Below are 18,702 nucleotides of genomic sequence, written 5' to 3' on the forward strand. Positions count from 1 at the left end.
AATGGTTTCACTTGCTTTGATTGTACCCCAGGGGGTATAGGGGCCGGGTCTGCGGTGCAGTCCGGCCCGCGTCCGGCCGTGCGGTGCTCGGCCGGACGCGGATGCGCGACGCGTGGGGAGCCCGCCGGTCAGTCGTGGGCGAAGCGGACGTCGGGCAGGATGCGGCGCAGCCAGGACGGGGTCCACCATGCGGCGTGGCCGGTGAGGCGGAGCAGCACGGGCAGCAGGACGAGCCGTACGAGGGCGGCGTCCAGCAGGACGGCCACGCCGAGGACGATGCCCATCTCCTTCGGTGGCAGCGGTCCTGAGATCGCGAAGGTGAAGAAGACGGCGACCATGACCGCGGCGGCGGCGAAGATCACCCGGCCGGAGTGGGCCATGGCGCCGACCATGGCGTCCTTGACGTCGCGGGTGCGTTCGTAGTGCTCCTTGGCGGAGGCGAGCAGGAAGACGGTGTAGTCCATGGCGATGGCGAAGATCATCGCGAAGAAGAACACCGGTGCCCAGCCGTCGAGGAACCCCTGCGAGGTGAAGCCGAGCAGGCCGGCGCCGTGTCCGTCCTGGAAGAGCAGGCGTGCGACGCCGAACGCGGCGCCGGTGGACAGCAGGCTGGCCGCGGTGCCCAGTGCTGCGACCAGGGGCGCCTGCAGGGCGATGAGCAGCAGCAGGAAGCCCAGGGCCAGGACGATGCCGATGACCAGCGGCGTCTTCTGCGTGAGCAGGTGCTGCAGGTCGAGGTTCTCCACGGCGGCGCCGCCGACCAGGCTGCCGTGCGGGAGGCCTGTGCGCAGGGTGTGCACGGTCTGCGACAGGACGGGGTCGGAGGGGTCGGCCGTGGGAACGGCCTGGATCATCGTCCAGCCGGAGTGGTCGGCGGCGGCCTGGGGTGGCAGGACGGTGGCGATGCCGGGGGTGTGCTGGGCGGTCTGCGCGGCCTGCGGGGCCGAGACGGAGGGGACGGCGATCTGCAGGGTGCCGGGGGCGCCGGGGCCGAAGGCGTTCTGTACGGCGGTGTAGCCCGCGCGGGCGGAGGCGTCCCCCGGCAGGACGTTGATGGAGGGCATCGCGGTGCGCAGGCCGATCACCGGCGCTGCCAGGGCCAGCAGCACGACGAGGGCGCCGGCGCCGTAGGCCACGGGGCGGCGCCACAGCCGCTCGCCCCAGGCGGCGAAGCGCGGTGAGCGGTGCTCGCCCACCTTCGCCCACGGCAGCGCCGCCGCGTCGATGCGGTGGCCGAGCTTGGCCAGCACGGCAGGCAGCAAGGTCAGTGTCGCGGCCAGGACGAACGCCACGGCGAGCATGATGCCGCCCGCCATCGAGCGGAAGGCGGGGGACGGGACGAGCATCACTGCGGACAGGCTGACCAGGACGGTCGCGCCGGACAGGGCGACGGCCTTGCCTGCGGTGTCCATGGTCTCGGCGACGGCCTGGACGGTGGTGCGCGCGCGGCCCATCCGTGCGCCGCGGAAGCGCATGACCATGAAGAGGGCGTAGTCGATGCCCAGGGCGAGGGCGAACATCATCGCGAAGTTCATCGCCCAGATGGACACGGGTGTCAGGTGGGTGAGCAGGACGAGTGAGCCGGCGGAGGCGCCGAGCCCGGCCATGGTCAGCAGCAGTGGCAGTCCGGCGGCGACCAGGGATCCGAAGGCCAGCACCAGGATGACCAGGGTCACGGGCCAGGACAGGATCTCGGAGTGGATCATCGCGCTGTGGTTGGCGGTGTTGAAGTCGCTCCACAGCACCGAGGCCCCGGTGGCGTTCACCGTGACGCCCTGGCCGGACAGGGCGGCCAGGGGTTCCTTGAGGTCGTCTGCCGCGCGGACCATCTCGTTGGGGTCGGCCTTGGCTCCGGCCAGCACGATCGCCGTGTGACCGTCGGGGCTGACGGTGGCGCCGGGCTGCGGCGGCACCACGGCGGCGACGCGCGAGTCGCCGCGGACGATCGACTCCGCCTGGCCGATGACCTTCTGCACCGACGGGTCGGTCACCGGCTTGTCGGCGTGCACCACGACCTGGATGGCGGAGGAGGCGTTGCCTCCGAAGTGGTCCTGGGCGATCTGCCGCACGGCCACCGACTGCGAGCCGTTGGCCTGCCAGCCCGCGCCCGACAGCGCCGACTCCACTTTCGGTGCGAAGGCGCCGAGGACGGCCACGACGACCACCCACAGCAGGAAGACCGTCCTGGCGTGGGTCGCCGACCAGATGCCGAGGCGGCCGAACGGCCCGGGGGAGCCGGCCGCCCCGGGAGCGTGAGGCCTCCTGCCGGGCGAGCCGGCTTCTGGCGAAGACACGGATGTCATGGAACGAGCCTTCCTGCTCATGCTCTACTGGACCGTCTGCATACCCCGAGGGGTATGCAGACCACCGTAGAGTGGCGGGCAGGGTCGACGCAAATACCCGCCCGGGTATCGAGGGGAAGGCCGGCGCGAGGCGGCGGCCGTCGGCTGCTCCATCGGGCTGACAGATCGGTGGGGCTGGTTTGCCGATCGGCAGTCCGACGAGAGCCTGGACCGGTGCGGACGACTCATGCGACCGGGGGCACCGGCAAATGACCAGGAGCGATACAGCGGAACCGGCCGGCCTGGACGATACCTACGAGGACGAAGTGCCGGCCAGGCTCAGGCGCCCGGGCAGTGTGGTGGTCACGTGGCTGACCACGACCGACCACAAGACCATCGGCACGCTGTATTTGTCCACGTCGTTCGGCTTCTTCCTGGTCGGAGGCGTCATGGCGCTGCTGATGCGGGCAGAGCTGGCACGGCCCGGCACCCAGTTCCTGTCGAACGAGCAGTTCAACCAGGCCTTCACGATGCACGGCACCGTGATGCTGCTGATCTTCGCGACACCGCTGTTCGCCGGCTTCACCAACTGGATCATGCCGCTGCAGATCGGCGCCCCCGACGTCGCCTTCCCGCGGCTGAACATGCTCGCCTACTGGCTCTATCTGTTCGGCTCGCTGATCGCGGTCGGCGGCTTCGCCACCCCGCAGGGTGCGGCGGACTTCGGCTGGTTCGCGTACTCGCCGCTGTCCAGCGCGGTCAACTCGCCCGGTGTCGGCGCCGACATGTGGATCATGGGTCTGGCGCTGTCCGGCTTCGGCACCATCCTCGGCGCGGTCAACTTCATCACCACGGTCATCTGCATGCGCGCACCCGGCATGACGATGTTCCGCATGCCGATCTTCGTGTGGAACGTGCTGCTCACCTCGCTTCTGGTTCTCTTCGCCTTTCCGGTGCTCGCCGCCGCGCTGCTGGCACTGGAAGCCGACCGGCAGTTCGGCGCGCACGTCTTCGACGCGGCAAACGGCGGCGCGTTGCTGTGGCAGCACCTCTTCTGGTTCTTCGGGCATCCAGAGGTGTACATCATCGCGCTGCCGTTCTTCGGCATCATTTCCGAAGTCATCCCGGTCTTCGCCCGCAAGCCGATGTTCGGTTACATCGGCCTGGTTGCGGCAACCATCTCCATTGCCGGGCTCTCCATCACGGTGTGGGCGCACCACATGTACGTCACCGGCGGTGTGCTACTGCCGTTCTTCTCGTTCATGTCCTTCCTGATCGCGGTGCCGACGGGGGTGAAGTTCTTCAACTGGATCGGCACCATGTGGAAGGGGTCACTGAGTTTCGAGACTCCGATGCTGTGGTCGGTCGGCTTCCTGGTCACGTTCCTGTTCGGCGGCCTGACCGGCGTCATCCTGGCGGCGCCGCCACTGGACTTCCACGTGTCCGACTCGTACTTCGTGGTGGCGCACTTCCACTACACGGTCTTCGGCACCGTGGTGTTCTCGATGTTCGCCGGCTTCCATTTCTGGTGGCCGAAGATGACCGGCAAGATGCTCGACGAACGGCTCGGGAAGATCACCTTCTGGACGCTCTTCTTCGGCTTCCAGGGCACCTTCCTCGTCCAGCACTGGCTGGGCGTCGAGGGTATGCCGCGCCGGTACGCCGACTACCTGGCGGCCGACGGTTTCACGACGCTGAACACGGTGTCCTCGATCAGTTCGTTCCTGCTGGGCCTTTCCATGCTGCCTTTCCTCTACAACGTGTGGAAGACGGCGAAGTACGGCAAGAAGGTCGGGGTCGACGACCCGTGGGGCTACGGCCGCTCCCTGGAGTGGGCGACCTCGTGCCCGCCGCCGCGGCACAACTTCACCTCGCTGCCGCGCATCCGCTCCGAATCCCCGGCATTCGACCTGCACCACCCCGAGATCTCCTCCATCGATGACGCGACGAACCGCCCCGACAAGTCCATCACCGTCGCTCCGGGCGACAAGGACACGTAGAACGTCACGGAAAGCAGGGGACACGGGTGAAACCAGACAGCGCCGATGAGCACGGGCTGAACCAGATCACCGGCTACCTGCTGTGGCACGCTGAGGTCGAACAAGCCCGCCGCCAGGCAGCCGTCTTCACCTCCCACCTGCCATGGCTGACCACAGGGCAGCGCGAGGACGTGGAGCGCGTCTACATCGCTGACCGGGTGGCCGCCTCCCGCGCCATGCTGGAGCAGATCCGCGATCGAGCCGTTGCACTGCGAGGGGAGTACAGCCGGCGGTACGGGTCCCTGAAGAGGCGCTGTGTGGCAGCTGCTGCCGGGTGCACCGCCGTTGTCGCCGGCGTCGCCGGAGTCGTCGTCCTCATCTCCCGCTGACCGGGTAGTTGATCAAGCTCAGGGACGCTGTGGCACGGGGCGCCGGTGGCAGCGCGGCGCGAAGGGACGGTTTATACCCCTGGGCGTATCCTGGGCAGGAGTGTTTCCGTCGGAGAGCGGGGCGAGGCGTGACCAGGGAATATGGGCGGACTGTTGTAGTGGACCTCACGTTCGACGAGGCGATGCGGCGGGTGCGGGAGGCGCTGGCCGTGCAGGGCTTCGGGGTGCTCAGCGAGATCGACGTCCGTGCGACCCTCGCGTCGAAACTGGACGTCGCCATGGAGCCGTACGTGATCCTCGGCGCCTGCAACCCGCACCTGGCGCACCGCGCGCTGGAGGCCGACCGCTCCATCGGAATGCTGCTGCCCTGCAACGTCGTGGTGCGCGGAAACCCCGATGGCGGCTCGATCGTGCAGGCGCTGGACCCGGAGGCGATGGTCGAACTCACCGGCCTGCCCGAACTGCGCCCGGTCGCTGACGAGGCACGCCGGAAACTCGACGCTTCCCTCGCTTCCCTCGGTTGACGTGGGCGGTCGTCCAGGAGTTCGGGCGCGATCCGTTTCCACGGGACCGATGTCCTGCCCTCCTACGGTAGGGCGGGCCTTCCGGCCTGGATGAGTTGATGCCGTCTCTGCCTCTTGCGGCCGGCGCACTCGTTGCCGACTCGACCGGATGGCCGCCAAGGCGTGTGTTCGCCGTCCTGGCGGTACGTTGGACTCATGGGGACGGCCGGGCCTGGCGGGCGATCCATTCCCTCGCGGTGGACGCGATCCCAGCGGGGTCTGATGCTTGCCGCACTGGCGGTGGTGGGTCTGCTGCTGCTGATCGATGTGCTGAGCGGCCCTGGGATCCGCATCGGAGGCCTCATGGTAGGCGTACCGGCCGTGTGTGCCGTGTTCCTCAGCCCCGTCCGGGTGCTGGTCGTCGCTGGTGTCACGCTCGCGTCCGTGGTCGTTGCAGCTCGGGACAACGGGCAGCTCGGGACGGCCAACTTCCCCGTCGCCCTCACCGCGGTGGTGCTGATCAGCGCCACCTCGGTCGCCGCCGCAGCCGTTCGACAGCGACGCGAGCGGGAGCTGGCCCAGTCTCGCTGGGTGGCTGCCACCACACAGCGGACACTGCTCAAGCCTCTGCCCGAGCGGGTGGGTCCGGTGAACCTGCGCTCGATGTACCTGGCCGCCGACAAGGAGTCCGCAGTCGGCGGTGACGTCTATGCGGCTGTGCGCACCGTCGACGGCGGTGCCAGGATCCTGGTCGGGGACGCGGAAGGAAAGGGGCTGTCAGCGGTCGAGCTGGGCAGCTCGTTGGTCAGGGCGTTCCTGCGCGCCACCCGTACCGGTGTGCCGTTGGAACAGCTGCCGGGATGGCTGGACGGCAGCCTGCGTGAGGACATCACCGACATCGCGCTGGCGGCTCCCGTGCCGGCGGGCAGGGCGGCGCCGACGCCGCCTCTGGAGGGATTCGTCACCGCGGTCGCCGCCGAGGTCTCCCAGGACGGCGCGGCGCTGAGAATCTTGGACCTCGGCCACCCGCCGCCACTGCTCCTGCGGCACGGCGAGGTCATCACCTTGGACCGGCAGGAGCCCGCTCTTCCCCTGGGCCTGGGGGACCTTGCCGAGGACACCCACACGGTTGGCGCATATCGCATGGAGATCGGCGACATTCTCTTGCTCTACACCGACGGCGTGATCGAGGCACGGAACGCCGCGGGCGAGTTCTACCCCCTCGCCGAGCGGCTCCGGCGGTGGCCTTCGTGCACCTGTGATGATCTGCTGACCGCGATCACCGAGGACCTGGCTCGGCACGTGGCGGCGCCGCGGGGCGACGATGTGGCCATGGTCACCGTTCAACGGACGGTCTGAGGTCGGCGGCGGCATCGGGCTGTGCCCGATGTTCCTGCCTGGGACTCTCATCCGGGGCGGCTGACGGCGGCGCCTGCGGGTTGCGCTCGGGTCCACGGTGAACGGTGACGCCGAGGTGTCCGCCTGGTGGCCGAGTAGCAGATATCTCCTTGCGGCCCCAGAATAGTTCTGTTGCCGATGTAACCTGGACGGGTACCCACGGCGGCACCTTTCGGCTGCCGTCAACCCGTGGAGGAGGAGGGTCTGTGAACGGGCTCGGCACCGGCACCAAGACTGACGGGCGGGAGGGATGGCCGGCGATGCTGGTCCGGGAACGCCCTCGCCCGGCTGCCATTCGGAACCGTCCGAACGCCTGGCGGCTCGCGGTCGCCACGGTGTGTTTCGGCGCGTTCATGGGCCAGCTCGACGCGAGCATCGTCACCCTGACCTATCACAGCCTTCGGGTGGACTTCGGGGCGCCGCTGGCCGGTGTGGAGTGGGTGTCGCTTGCCTATCTGATCACGCTGGTGGCGCTGCTGGTGCCGGTCGGCCGGTTGGCGGACGCCCGCGGCCGCAAGCTGTTCTACCTCTACGGCTTCGTGGTGTTCACAGCTGCATCGGCGGCGTGCGGCGTGGCTCCCTCCCTCACTGCTTTGATCGCCTTCCGGGTGGTGCAGGCGGCCGGGGCGGCGATGCTGCAGGCCAACAGCGTGGCGCTGGTGGCGACCAGCGCGCCACGGGAGAAGATGCGCGCGGCACTGGGAGTGCAGGCCGCGGCCCAGGCTTTGGGGCTGGCGCTCGGTCCTACGGTGGGTGCGGCTCTGGTGGCCACGGTGGGGTGGCGTTGGGTGTTCGGTATCAACGTGCCGATCGGCGTGATCGCATTGGTGGCCGGTCATTTCCTGCTGCCGCGCACCCGCGCCCGTAACCCGGTACCCGCTTTCGACTGGCAGGGGCTGGCGTGGCTCTCTGCGGCGACGACCTCGCTATTGCTGGGTGTTTCCGCGGCCTCGGGGTTGCCGTTGCCGGTATGGGCGGTGGTGCTGCTCTTTGCTGCCGCCGTCGTCGCGGGCTGGGCATTCGTGCGGCGGCAGCGGCGGGCGGCCGTTCCGCTGCTGGATCTGGCGCTGCTGCGGGTGCCGGCGGTCTCGCCGGGGCTGGTGGGGGCGTTGTGCGGGTATCTGGTGCTGTTCGGTCCGCTGGTGCTGGTGCCGATCACGCTGGGCCGCACGGGGGCCTCGGAGCTGCTGACGGGGTTGGTGGTCAGTGCGCTTCCCGCGGGGTTCGCTCTGGCGGCAACGGGGTCCGACCGGGTGCTGCCGCGGTCGGTCACGGATCGTGCGCGATGTGTGCTGGGTGCCGTCGTGGCGAGTGGCGCGTTGGCAGGGATGCTGGTGGCACCGGTGTCGGCCGGGTGGCTGGCGGCGCTGCTGGGCCTGCTCGGGGCGGGGCTCGGGGTGTTCACCCCGGCGAACAATGCGTTGATCATGCGTGCCATCCCGGTTGCCGCCTCGGGGACTGGCGGCGGGCTGGTCAACATGACCAGGGGCATGGGAACGGCATTGGGCGTTGCGCTGGTCACCTTGGCGCTGCACCTGGCTCCCGCCGACAGTGTCGCTCCTGCTGCACACCACGGCGTGGTGGTGCTGTTGGTCGCATCGGGTGCGGCGCTGCTGGCAGCCTGGTTCAGTCCCCGCCGGGTGCAACCTCGCGGAAAGTACGACCTTCAGCACAGATTCCCCGAGCCGCCGCCGATCACGAACGGATCGACACACGGCTGAGAGCTGACCGGCATGGGAGCAGCATGAACTCGCGGCGGATAAGCGCACTGCGGTGCGGGACGCCGGATGACTGGCTGACCGGCGTGCATGCGGCCGCGGCTGTGGGCTTCGTGGTTGCTGCTTTGCTCACCGGGGCCGTGTGGCTGGCCAGGTCACGTGGTTGAAGGCGTGGTTGACAGCCAGTTCGGGGTCGAGGTGCAGTCGGCGTTCGGTGTTCCAGATCTGGGCGGCGCGGTGCATCGCGGCGCCGCGGTGGTCGGGCACGTCCAGGCGGATCTGCCGGTACACCAGGTACAAGGCAACGCTGAACGTCAACTCGACCCACAGGCGGGGCCGGCCGAGCGGCCGCAGGCGTGGGGGCAACAGTGGGCGCAGGCGCCACCGGACTGCGACGCGCTCCGGCGAAGGCAGGCCGCCACCGGCGGGGCACATCAGCTGTCTCCTGGCTGCCGGCCGGCACCTGCTAGGGGAGCCCCGTCACTGTCCTGGTGTCGTGGCTCACCGTCCGCATCGTCCCGGCGGCGGGCGGACGTCCGGCCGGCCAGCAGGTACAGCGTGGCGCCGGCAAAGAGCGCGGCGGAGACCCAGTCGTTCAGTCGAAGGCCGAAGAAGTGGTTGGCGTGGTCGATCCGCAGAGCCTCGATCCAGGCGCGCCCGGCGGTGTAGGCCAGCACGTAGCAGGCGAACAGCCGGCCCCGGCGCAAGTGGTAGCGGCGGTCGAGGACCAGGAGCAGGGCCATGACGCCCAGGTCCCACATCGACTCGTACAGGAACGTCGGGTGGTAGAGGACCACCGCTGGGGAGTCGGCGGGGCGATGCGCGGCGTCGATGCGCAGGGCCCAGGGGAGGTGGGTCGGGCGGCCGAAGAGTTCCTGGTTGAAGTAGTTGCCCCAGCGGCCCATCGCCTGGGCCAGCACCAAGCCCGGTGCCGCGGCATCGGCGAAGGCGGCCAGCGCGATGCCGCGCCGGCGGCAGCCGAGCCAGGCTCCGAACGCGCCCAGTAGTACCGCGCCGGGGATGCCCAGCCCGCCGTCCCACACGTACAAGGCGTGAATCGGCTGCCTTCCGGCGGCGAAGTACAGTTCGGGGTCGGTGATCACGTGGTAGAGCCGCCCGCCGAGCACTCCGAACGGCACGGCCCACACGGCGATGTCGGCGATCTCGTTCCGGTCCCTGCCGCGGGCCGCCCACCGCCCGCCGGTCATCCACACCGCCGCGAAGATCCCGGCGATGATGCACAGCGCGTACGCGCGAATCGGGAAGGGTCCCAGGTGCCATACGCCCCGAGAAGGGCTCGGCAGGTACGCCAGCAGCATGAAGATGATCACTCTCGCCGTGCGGGTCCGGCCTCGCACCGGAAGCCCCGCACGACATTACATCGCACACCGAAGTTTTCTTACTCCGTGACGATCGAGACCTGTCAGCGGTCGATTGGGGCACCGGTCGCCGCGGATGCGGCGAGCACAGGCCGCAGCGCGCCGTCGCGCAAGCGCCCGACCGCCGGTGTCAAGGTCCGCCGCAGCGCCACACTCGTCGCGTAGGCGACCGGCACGGCCAGCAGCGCCGAGCCGAGGACGTCGTGCGGGTAGTGCGCCCCCACGTAGACGCGCGTGAAACCCTCGATGGCAGCGAAGACCGTGGCGATGGCGCCCAGTCTGCGGTCGAGGAGGAACAGGGCGGCGACGGTGGCCGCAGCCGCGGTGGTGTGCCCGCTGGGGAAGGCGTAGTCGCTGGGCGCCGGGCAGGTGTCGACGAGAAAGGCGTGCGGCATGGAGCGACAGGGCCGCACCTCACCGACGACCTTCTTGACGACCTCCGCAGCAGCGAAAGCCACCACCACCGCGACCGGGACCGCCAGTGCGAGCGTCATCGCCGTATTGCCCCGGCGGCGGGCCCGCCACCAACCGGCGACCATGAGGATCGCGAAGACCCGGAGCCCGGCGTTGGTCCACCATTCCATCGCGCCGTTGAGCCATGTGGTGTCGGACGCGAAGTCCGTGACGGTGGTGAACAGCGAGCCGTCGATGTGCGAACCGTCGAAGGCCGGCACGGCCGAGCCGGCAACCATCGCAGGGGACCTCTCGTGCCGGGCCGGTCCGAAGGCGCCATCTGCCCGGTTCAGCCGACGCCGATCCGGCGCTGCGGGACCGGCTGCGCACCGTTCGCGGCTACGGCTACGTCTTCGACCTGGCGCCCCTGCGCTCGGCCGGATCGCCCCGTGGCGCCGGGGAGCCAGATTGACGGAGTTGTGACGCCGAAAGCGGCTCTCGCAGTGCCGTGACGCGGTCGGAGGGGGCCGCGCGGACCGTTACCCTCATGGCATGTCCTCGCAGTCGCACCCCGAGGCCGCGTCGAAGGCCACCGTGGACCCGGTTCCCGACGCCCGCCGGCTCACCGATGCGGTAACGCGGCTGCGGCGCGCCCTGCGCGCGTCCATCCGCAGCGACTACCCCTGGGAGACGCTGCCCATGGCCCAAGTGGAACTACTTCAGGTCCTCGGGGAACACTCCCCGGCCCGCGTCGGCGACCTCGCCGCCCGCCAGCGACTGGCCCCCAGCACCGTCAGCGGCCTGATCGGCCAGATGATGACCTCCGGCCTTGTCGCTCGCGAGGTCGACCCCGCCGACCGCCGCGCCTCCGTCGTCACCCTCACCGACGCCGGGCGGGAACAACTCGCTGCCTGGACCCAGGCCCACGAACGACGCCTGGACGCGGCCCTGCACGCCCTCGACGGCGACGAGCGCGCTGCTCTCGGGGTCGCCCTTCCCGCCCTGTTCCACCTCGCCGAATACCTCGGCGAACCACCTGCTGACAGCCCGACGGACTGAGACCTCCGGGGCACTTTCGCATGCGGCTTGGGGCTGTTCAGCGCCACCACCGCCAACTGCGTTGACCCTCGCCCTGTGGGCGGCCAGGCGGCCCGACGCTGCTGCCCCAGAGTGCGGGGATCGTGCTGCAGGTGCGGAGGTCGCGGATTCGACCCTGCGTGGCTCTCGCCAGAACCGACTGTGCAGCCGGTGCTGAAATATACCCCTGGGGGTACTCATGGTAGTCTGGGTGATATACCCCGGGGGGTAAAGCAACGGAAAGGAGTATCCGGGTGTTCTTCGTAGACGCCATCCAGCTGGAAGGTCTGGGAAACCGGAGCTATCTGGCCGGGGGCCGGCACGCCGCGGTCGTGGTGGACCCACCGTGTGACGTCGACCAGGTGCTGGCTGCTGCTGCCCGGCGAGGGGTGCGGATCTCTCATGTGGTGGAGACGCACGTCCACAACGACTACGTCACCGGCGGCTTGGAGCTGGCGCGGATCACCGGTGCCGGTTATCTGGTGCCGGCCGGCGCGCGGGTTTCCTATGCGCGGACCCCGGTCGCGGACGGCGACACCGTCGACCTCGACGCGGACCTGACGCTGGCTGCGGTTGCGACGCCCGGGCACACGCCGCATCACACCGCCTACGTGCTGAGCGACGAGGGCCGCCCGGTGGCGGCGTTCACCGGCGGCTCGCTGCTGATCGGCACGGTGGGCCGGCCCGACCTGGTCGAGCCGCGCCTGACCGAGTACCTGGCGCGCGCCCAGCACGCCTCCGCCCACCGGCTCGCCGACGCCCTGCCCGATGACGCGGCGGTCCTGCCGACGCACGGCTTCGGCAGTTTCTGCTCCTCGGCACAGGCCGACGCCACGGACAGCACGATCGGCAGGGAGAAGGCCGGGAACGCCGCCCTCACCACCGATGCGGCCACCTTCGTCGCCGACCTGCTGAGCGGACTGGACGACATCCCCGCGTACTACACGCACATGGGTCCGATCAACGCGGGCGGTCCGGATCCAGTGGACCTGACGGCTCCGAGCACCGCTGATCCACAGGAGATCGCGGCGAGGCTGGCCGCGGGGGAGTGGGTCGTGGATCTGCGCAACCGCATCGCCTTCGCGGAGGGGCATGTCGCCGGCTCGTTCAACTTCGAGGCGGACGGCAAACTCGCCACCTATCTGGCGTGGTTGATCCCCTGGGGCAAGCCGGTCACCCTGCTGGCCGAGTCCGCCGAACAGCTTGCCGCAGCCCAGCGGGAACTCGTGCGCGTCGGCATCGACCGCCCGGCTGCCGCCGCCACCGGCGGCCCGGAACGCTGGGTGGACGTCGGGCAGCGGCCGGTGTCGTTCCCCCGCTCGACGTTCGCCGGACTCGCCGAGCAGCACGCCGGGGACATCGTGGTCCTCGACGTGCGCCGCGACTCCGAACGCGCGAAGGGCTGGATCGAGGGCTCGGTGCACATCCCCGTCCATCAGCTGCACCGCCGGGCCGGTGAGGTTCCGGAAGGCACCGTCTGGGTGCACTGCGCCGCAGGGATGCGCGCCGCCATCGCCGCGTCCCTGCTGCACGCGATCGGCCGGGACGTGGTCGCGGTCGACGACAGCTACGACGCCGCCGGCGAGGCGGGCCTCACCATCACCAGTGGCTGATCCCCGAGCGGCCTGCCGAGCAACCACCCATCAGGCGATCCCGAGGAGGAACAGCCCCGATGTTTTCCCCTGACAGCAACGAGCAGAGCCTGTCCGTACAGGAGGCGCGCACCCTGACCCGCGGGGACCAGCCGCAGGCGGTACTGCTGGATGTGCGCGAGGCAGCGGAGTGGGCAACGGGCCATGCGCCCGGCGCCGTGCACGCACCGCTGTCCGGCCTGGTCGCGGGCGCGGGGCTTCCGGCCGCGGCGCGGGGCCGGCCCCTCGCGGTGATCTGCCGCAGCGGGCAGCGTTCGCAGCAGGCCGCGAAGCTGCTGGCGCAGCAGGGCGCGGACGCGGTGAATGTCGAGGGCGGCATGAATGCGTGGACCACGGCCGGCTATCCGGTCATCGACGAGCGCGGGAAACACGGTCCGACAGCGTGAGCGTGCTCATCCTCGCCCTCGTCGCGGGAGCCGTCGTCGGTCTGGCCCTCGGCGCGCTGGGCGGCGGAGGCAGCGTCCTGGCTGTGCCGGCTCTTATCTACCTGCTGGGCTTCACTCCGGTGGCGGCCACCACCGCCAGCCTCATCATCGTGACCGTCACCTCCGCGACGGGACTGGTGGCACACGCCCGCGACGGCAATGTGGCCTGGCGGACGGGAGTCCTGTTCGCCGCCGCCGGCGTCATCCCCGCATTCCTGGCCGGTGCCGCCACCGCGCACCTTCCGCAGGCGGCACTCACTGCAGCGTTCGCCGTTCTTGCCGCGGCTGCCGCAGTGCGGATGCTGCGGCCCGCCGCCCCCGTAGCGCCCCAGGGGGTCAGGCCGGCGAAGGCGGCGGCTGCCGGCGCCGGTCTCGGCGCGGTGACCGGCTTCCTCGGCGTCGGCGGCGGATTCCTTGCCGTGCCCGCCCTGGTGAGCGTCCTCGGCCTGCGGATGCGGACGGCCGTGGGCACCAGCCTGCTGGTCATCAGCGTCAACTCCCTCGCCGCACTCGCCGCCCGCAGCGGAACCGGAGGGGACCTGCGATGGGAGGTGATCGCGCCGTTCACCGCAGCGGCCGTTCTCGCGGCCTGGGACGGCAAGCGCCTCGCGACCAAGGTCAGCGGCGGCGCCCTGCAACGCATCTTCGCCTTCGTCCTGCTGGGGGTGGCGGCCTTCATGCTTGCCGACGTGCTCGTCTGACCGCGGCCCACAGACAGGGACGTTGCCCGACCCCGTGAGGAGGGGGGCAACACCGATCCAGGAGCCCACAACTGCGTCCGAGAGCCCGGCGCACTGTTCCGGCCTCACACATCGCACACAACGAAGGAGCAATACCCATGTGCCAGCGAACCCTCTGCAAGAAGTGCCACAAGTTCACGTACCGCGGCTGCGGAATGCACGTCGAACAGGTGCTGGCGGGAGTCCCCAAAACCCAGCGCTGCACCTGCACCCGGGAAACCACGCCCGCCGGGAGCCTGTGGAAGCGCCTCCTCGGTCGAAGCTGAGGAAGCGCCCGACCCTGCGGGCGTAGAGGCGGAACGGCCGGTCGGCGTCTGAGCAGTGGGGTCCAGGACGGTTGCCCTGTGACTGGGGGCAGCTCGCCCGTCCCGTCAGGCGTCGAGCTGCCACTCGGTCGACCCACGACTTGATAACGAAGCGCAGGTGCGTCTGCTGGCCATGGGTACCTGTGAACCCTGCGCCTTCGTCGCACTCTGCCTCACCCTGGGACGCCGGACCGATCGAACAGGCATCGACCGCGCCGCAGCGGCGCTCGTCCAGGCAGCCAACCGCGTCCACCGCCCGTCAGGCCAGCGGTGACCAGAGCCAAGACCTGCTGACCAGTGGCACAGGAGCGGCCCCTGACTCGGTGCTCAGCCCTGCCCTGCGGGCCGGCGCCTGAGTAGAGCGCAACTCGGCCGGTGAACGTCTCACGAATTGGAGACCGGGCCGTGCTTTGGCTGCCTTTTCTCGGTGCGTTGGCCGAGGCGGCTGAACACCGCCGTGTGCTGATCTCATAAAGGGGCGTTACAAGTTCGGGGCCGATGGTCGGGCCGCTAAGAGCACCTCGACGCCGCTTTGCGTTTCAGAGCGCTCTCACGACATCGCAGCAGGTCACGGTCGGTTTCCGGATGGAAGTGCCGTTGGGTGCACAAGTCGTCCGAGCAGCCCCCGAACGGGGTCCGCGCCGTCCGCCTGCTGCGTCGCGCAACGATGCTGACCAGTGGAAATGCAGGGGAGACGCGGCCAGATACCCCAGGCGAGGCTCCCTTGGGTCCGGAAAGAGCAACGGCCATAAGACAGTGTGCGTTTTAGCAGGTACAAGAAGGGCTCTGACCAGCATTTCTGCTGGTCAGAGCCTCAATCCGGTTGTGCCCCCGGCAGGATTCGAACCTGCGCACACGGCTCCGGAGGCCGTTGCTCTATCCCCTGAGCTACGGGGGCGACGGGAAGAACAGTACCAGTCCGGGGAGGGTGGGTCCGACAGGGTTTGGGGTGCGGGTGGAGGGGCGGGGTCACCCGTGGCGGGGAAGAAATGGGCAAAACGCGGACGCATCAGTAGTCGTCCGCCTACGCTTCGGGGTGTGGCGGGTGCGACCGGCCGGGTACTTGTTGTGGATGACAACAAGGTGATCCGGCAGTTGATCAGGGTCAACCTGGAGCTGGAGGGCTTCGAGGTCGTGACCGCGGCTGATGGTGCCGAGTGCCTGGAGATCGTGCACAGCGTGCGGCCGGACGTCGTCACGCTGGATGTGGTGATGCCGCGGCTGGACGGGGTGCGGACGGCGGCGCGGTTGCGGGCGGACGCGGATCCGTGGACGCGGGAGGTCGGGATCGTGATGGTCAGCGCCGGTGCGCTGCCGGACGGGACCGGCGGGCCGCGCGGGGTCGACGCGTACGTGGGCAAGCCCTTCGAGCCCGCCGAGCTCGTGGAGACGGTGCGGCGACTGGTCCAGCGCCCCGCGCAGCCTTCGCGCCCGCAGCAGCAGAGTGCGCAGGACCCTGACGCCGAGGAGGCGGGCGAGGCCGCCGTCGCCCCCGGCGGCAGCTGAGCCCCCGCCGGGCACGGCACGCCGGATGTGGCTGCGGCGACCCCGGTCGGCCTCGCCGAGTCCCGGCTGGTCCCGGTCAGCCGGATTCGGCTGCGGCGACCCCGGTCGGCCTCGCCGAGTCCCGGCTGGTCCCGGTCAGCCGGATGTGGCTGCGGCGACCCCGGTCGGCCTCGCCGAGTCCGCGCCGGGCACGGCAAGCCCCGCCGGGCGCGGTACGCCCCCGCCGGCCACGGGCGAGCCCGCGTCGGCGCCCCCCGACCGCCCCGGGGGCGGAAAACCCGGTCGGCACAGAGGCCCGCCTCTCGCCTAGGCTTTGCCGCGTGACCCCCTCCGAACTGTCCTGGACCGTGCTGAGCACGGTCCGGCGTGCCGTCGGCGCGGGGGAGTTGCAGGTCACCGTGCCCGACCGGGTGGTCGTGCAGCGGCCGCCGCGCCCGGGGTGCGGGGACTACGCCACCAACGTGGCCCTGCAGCTGGCCGGGCAGGCCGGGCGCAGCGCCTTCGACGTCGCCCGGGTGCTGGCCGTACGGCTGGCGAAGGAGCCGGGCATCGCGCAGGTCGAGGTCGCCGAGGCCGGGTTCCTGAACATCACGCTGAGCGCCCGCGCGTACGCCGACGTCGTCCGGCAGGTGATCGAGCAGGGGGCTGACTACGGGCGGGGCGACGGGCTGGCGGACGAGCCGGCCACCGTCGTGCCCGAGCCGCCGCACGGGGTGCGGGCGGCAACCGTCGCCGAGGTCGTCAACCGGCTGCTGGCCGCCGCGGGCGCACCGGCGGGGCCGCCGGAGCGGCTCAGTGCGGCCGAGCCGGCCGAGGACCCGGAGAAGCTGCTGGGCCGGGACGCCGCCCGCTGGGCGCTGCTGCGCCCGCCCGCCGAGGACACTCCCCGCCCCACCGCCGCGCTGCTCGCCCAACGCGAGGCGAACCCGCTCTTCCGGGTCCGCTACGCCCGCTCCCGCACCCGCGCCCTGCTGCGCAACGCCCACGACCTGGGCGTACGCGTCGACGGCGCGGCCGGGGACCCGTACCGGCACCCCGCCGAGACGGAACTGCTCGGGCTGATCGCCGACTTCCCCCGGGTCGTCGAGACCGCCGCCCGCCGCCGCGCGCCCGATCGGCTCGCACGGCATCTGGAGCGGCTGGCCGACGCCTATCTCCGGTTCCAGGACGAGTGTCCCGCGCTGCCCAAAGGGGACGAGAAACCCTCGGCCGTCCACGCTGCCCGGGTCCGCCTCGCCGACGCGACCGGCATCGTGCTCGCCGACGGCCTGCACCTGCTCGGCATCAGCGCACCCGACCACCTCTGACGAGAAGACGAGAACGAGAGACACCGCCGTGAGCCGATCCGCACACCCCGCAGGCCCCCGCCACGCCGACGTACTGCCCGAGGGGCACTACGCGGCCCCGCCCGCCGACCTCAACCGGCTGGACGCGCACATCTGGTCGGGCACGGTCGCCCGCAACGACGACGGCGCGATCGAGGTCGGCGGGATCGACGTACGCGACCTGGCCGCCGAGTTCGGCACCCCCGCCTACCTGCTGGACGAGGCGGACTTCCGGGCGCGCTGCCGGGCCTGGAAGGCGGCCTTCGGGCCGGACGCCGACGTCTTCTACGCGGGCAAGGCCTTCCTGTCCCGGGCGGTCGTGCGCTGGCTGCACGAGGAGGGGCTGAACCTCGACGTGTGCTCGGGCACGGAGCTGGCGGTCGCGCTGGACGCCGGGATGCCCGCCGCGCGGATCGCGATGCACGGCAACAACAAGAGCAACGCCGAGATCGACCGGGCGGTCGCCGCCGGGGTCGGGCGGATCGTGCTGGACTCCTTCCAGGAGATCGTCAGGGTCGCGGCCGCCGCCGAGCGGCACGGGCGGCGCCAGCCGGTGCAGATCCGGGTGACGGTCGGCGTCGAGGCGCACACCCACGAGTTCATCGCGACCGCGCACGAGGACCAGAAGTTCGGCCTCGCGCTGGCCGGCGGGCAGGCCGCGGAGGCGGTGCGCCGGGTGCTGAAGCTGGAGAGCCTGGAGCTGATCGGCATCCACAGCCACATCGGCTCGCAGATCTTCGACATGGCCGGCTTCGAGGTGGCCGCCCGCCGGGTGGTGTCGCTGCTGGCCGAGATCCGCGACGAGCACGGGGTGCAGCTGCCGGAGATCGACCTCGGCGGGGGCCTGGGCATCGCCTACACCGCGGACGACGACCCGGCGGAGCCGTACCAGATCGCCAAGTCGCTCGGCGAGATCGTCACCCGCGAGTGCGAGGCGGCCCGCCTCGACCCGCCGCGGCTGTCGGTCGAGCCGGGCCGGGCCATCGTCGGCCCGACCGCCTTCACCCTCTACGAGGTCGGTACGGTCAAGCCGCTCGAAGGCCTGCGCACGTACGTCAGCGTCGACGGCGGGATGTCGGACAACATCCGTACCGCGCTCTACGACGCCGAGTACACCGTCGCGCTCGCCTCCCGCCGCAGCGACGCCGAGCCGATGCTCAGCCGGGTGGTGGGCAAGCACTGCGAGAGCGGCGACATCGTGGTCAAGGACGCGTTCCTGCCGTCCGACCTGGCGCCGGGCGACCTGCTCGCGGTGCCGGCGACCGGCGCGTACTGCCGCTCGATGGCCAGCAACTACAACCATGTGCCGCGCCCGCCGGTGGTCGCGGTCGCGGACGGGCAGCCGCGGGTGATCGTCCGCCGCGAGACGGAGGAGGACCTGCTGCGCCTCGACGTCGGCTGAGCCGGCCGGCCCGAGCTGAGCCGGCCAGTCCGAGCCGGGCCGGCTCGTCCGAAAAGAGGATCTACGGCGGGCACGCGCCGGGCGCAACGAAACACCGCAAGATCGCCGGGCGAACGGCAAATCTCACGGCCCGCCCGGCCGGTCTCGCAATCCGGACACGGCGTGGCTTCTCCCATCCGGTGGGTGAGACTGGTTCCCTCCACGCCGTACGGGACCGGGCAGCCGGAAC

Annotated in this window: 17 protein-coding genes and 1 tRNA gene; 13 read left to right on the forward strand and 5 right to left on the reverse strand. The window is 70.7% G+C overall.

The features are described 5' to 3' along the window. Positions 1–128 precede the first annotated feature (128 nt). Positions 129–2,303, reverse strand: coding sequence for an MMPL family transporter (locus tag JT723_RS05645; RefSeq protein ID WP_205043361.1), 2,175 nt, complete (start codon positions 2,301–2,303; stop codon positions 129–131). Positions 2,304–2,551: 248 nt separating this feature from the next. Between JT723_RS05645 and ctaD the strand changes: the two genes are divergently transcribed. The 5 genes from ctaD to JT723_RS05670 all read left to right on the forward strand — a co-directional run bounded on the left by ctaD (position 2,552) and on the right by JT723_RS05670 (position 8,272). Continuing rightward, positions 2,552–4,282: an aa3-type cytochrome oxidase subunit I gene (gene ctaD, locus JT723_RS05650; protein ID WP_205043362.1), complete on the forward strand. Its 1,731-nt coding sequence runs from the start codon at positions 2,552–2,554 to the stop codon at positions 4,280–4,282. A gap of 26 nt (positions 4,283–4,308) precedes the next feature. After that, positions 4,309–4,650, forward strand: coding sequence for a hypothetical protein (locus JT723_RS05655; RefSeq protein WP_205043363.1), 342 nt, complete (start codon positions 4,309–4,311; stop codon positions 4,648–4,650). A 158-nt stretch (positions 4,651–4,808) separates the two neighbouring features. Beyond that, positions 4,809–5,174 carry a DUF302 domain-containing protein gene (locus JT723_RS05660; RefSeq protein WP_491697035.1) on the forward strand — a complete coding sequence of 122 codons (366 nt, stop codon included), beginning with the start codon at positions 4,809–4,811 and terminating at the stop codon, positions 5,172–5,174. A gap of 261 nt (positions 5,175–5,435) precedes the next feature. Next, positions 5,436–6,512, forward strand: coding sequence for a PP2C family protein-serine/threonine phosphatase (locus JT723_RS05665; RefSeq protein ID WP_205043364.1), 1,077 nt, complete (start codon positions 5,436–5,438; stop codon positions 6,510–6,512). Positions 6,513–6,811: 299 nt separating this feature from the next. Then, complete coding sequence (locus JT723_RS05670; protein WP_205043627.1) at positions 6,812–8,272, forward strand: MFS transporter; 1,461 nt, start codon at positions 6,812–6,814, stop codon at positions 8,270–8,272. 126 nt (positions 8,273–8,398) lie between these two features. Here JT723_RS05670 and JT723_RS05675 read toward each other — a convergent pair whose 3' ends face one another. From JT723_RS05675 to JT723_RS05685, 3 genes are all read right to left on the reverse strand, one after another. Next, entirely contained in the window at positions 8,399–8,560 is a 162-nt protein-coding gene (locus JT723_RS05675) for a hypothetical protein (RefSeq protein WP_205043365.1), read from the reverse strand. 143 nt (positions 8,561–8,703) lie between these two features. Further along, positions 8,704–9,588, reverse strand: a complete 885-nt coding sequence (gene lgt / locus JT723_RS05680; RefSeq protein WP_205043628.1) for a prolipoprotein diacylglyceryl transferase — start codon at positions 9,586–9,588, stop codon at positions 8,704–8,706. A 104-nt stretch (positions 9,589–9,692) separates the two neighbouring features. Continuing rightward, positions 9,693–10,340, reverse strand: coding sequence for a phosphatase PAP2 family protein (locus JT723_RS05685; RefSeq protein WP_205043366.1), 648 nt, complete (start codon positions 10,338–10,340; stop codon positions 9,693–9,695). Between the two features lie 253 nt (positions 10,341–10,593). On the opposite strand from JT723_RS05685, the gene JT723_RS05690 reads away from it, so the two are divergent. The 5 genes from JT723_RS05690 (at position 10,594) to JT723_RS36575 (ending at position 14,201) form a co-directional block, all read left to right on the forward strand. Then, complete coding sequence (locus tag JT723_RS05690; RefSeq protein ID WP_205043367.1) at positions 10,594–11,100, forward strand: MarR family winged helix-turn-helix transcriptional regulator; 507 nt, start codon at positions 10,594–10,596, stop codon at positions 11,098–11,100. 272 nt (positions 11,101–11,372) lie between these two features. Next, on the forward strand, positions 11,373–12,731 hold the full coding sequence (locus JT723_RS05695) for an MBL fold metallo-hydrolase (protein WP_205043368.1): 1,359 nt from the start codon (positions 11,373–11,375) through the stop codon (positions 12,729–12,731). 59 nt (positions 12,732–12,790) lie between these two features. Further along, positions 12,791–13,156: a rhodanese-like domain-containing protein gene (locus tag JT723_RS05700; protein ID WP_205043369.1), complete on the forward strand. Its 366-nt coding sequence runs from the start codon at positions 12,791–12,793 to the stop codon at positions 13,154–13,156. Beyond that, a complete protein-coding gene (locus tag JT723_RS05705; protein ID WP_205043370.1) occupies positions 13,153–13,896 on the forward strand; it encodes a sulfite exporter TauE/SafE family protein in 744 nt (247 codons plus the stop codon). Before JT723_RS05700 ends, JT723_RS05705 begins: the two co-directional genes overlap by 4 nt. 137 nt (positions 13,897–14,033) lie before the next feature. Beyond that, positions 14,034–14,201 (forward strand): DUF8730 family Cys-rich protein, encoded by a 168-nt coding sequence (locus JT723_RS36575; RefSeq protein WP_491697034.1) that lies wholly within the window; start codon positions 14,034–14,036, stop codon positions 14,199–14,201. An 865-nt stretch (positions 14,202–15,066) separates the two neighbouring features. Here the strand turns inward: JT723_RS36575 and JT723_RS05710 are convergent. Continuing rightward, positions 15,067–15,138, reverse strand: a tRNA-Arg gene (locus JT723_RS05710). A 170-nt stretch (positions 15,139–15,308) separates the two neighbouring features. Here JT723_RS05710 and JT723_RS05715 point away from each other — a divergent pair. The 3 genes from JT723_RS05715 (at position 15,309) to lysA (ending at position 18,473) form a co-directional block, all read left to right on the forward strand. Next, complete coding sequence (locus JT723_RS05715; RefSeq protein ID WP_206248072.1) at positions 15,309–15,746, forward strand: response regulator transcription factor; 438 nt, start codon at positions 15,309–15,311, stop codon at positions 15,744–15,746. A 320-nt stretch (positions 15,747–16,066) separates the two neighbouring features. Then, entirely contained in the window at positions 16,067–17,053 is a 987-nt protein-coding gene (nrtL, locus tag JT723_RS05720; protein ID WP_205043372.1) for an ArgS-related anticodon-binding protein NrtL, read from the forward strand. 28 nt (positions 17,054–17,081) lie between these two features. Beyond that, complete coding sequence (gene lysA / locus JT723_RS05725; RefSeq protein WP_205043373.1) at positions 17,082–18,473, forward strand: diaminopimelate decarboxylase; 1,392 nt, start codon at positions 17,082–17,084, stop codon at positions 18,471–18,473. Positions 18,474–18,702: the final 229 nt, after the last annotated feature.

The sequence above is a fragment of the Actinacidiphila bryophytorum genome (assembly GCF_016916835.1).
GTDB lineage: Bacteria > Actinomycetota > Actinomycetes > Streptomycetales > Streptomycetaceae > Actinacidiphila > Actinacidiphila bryophytorum.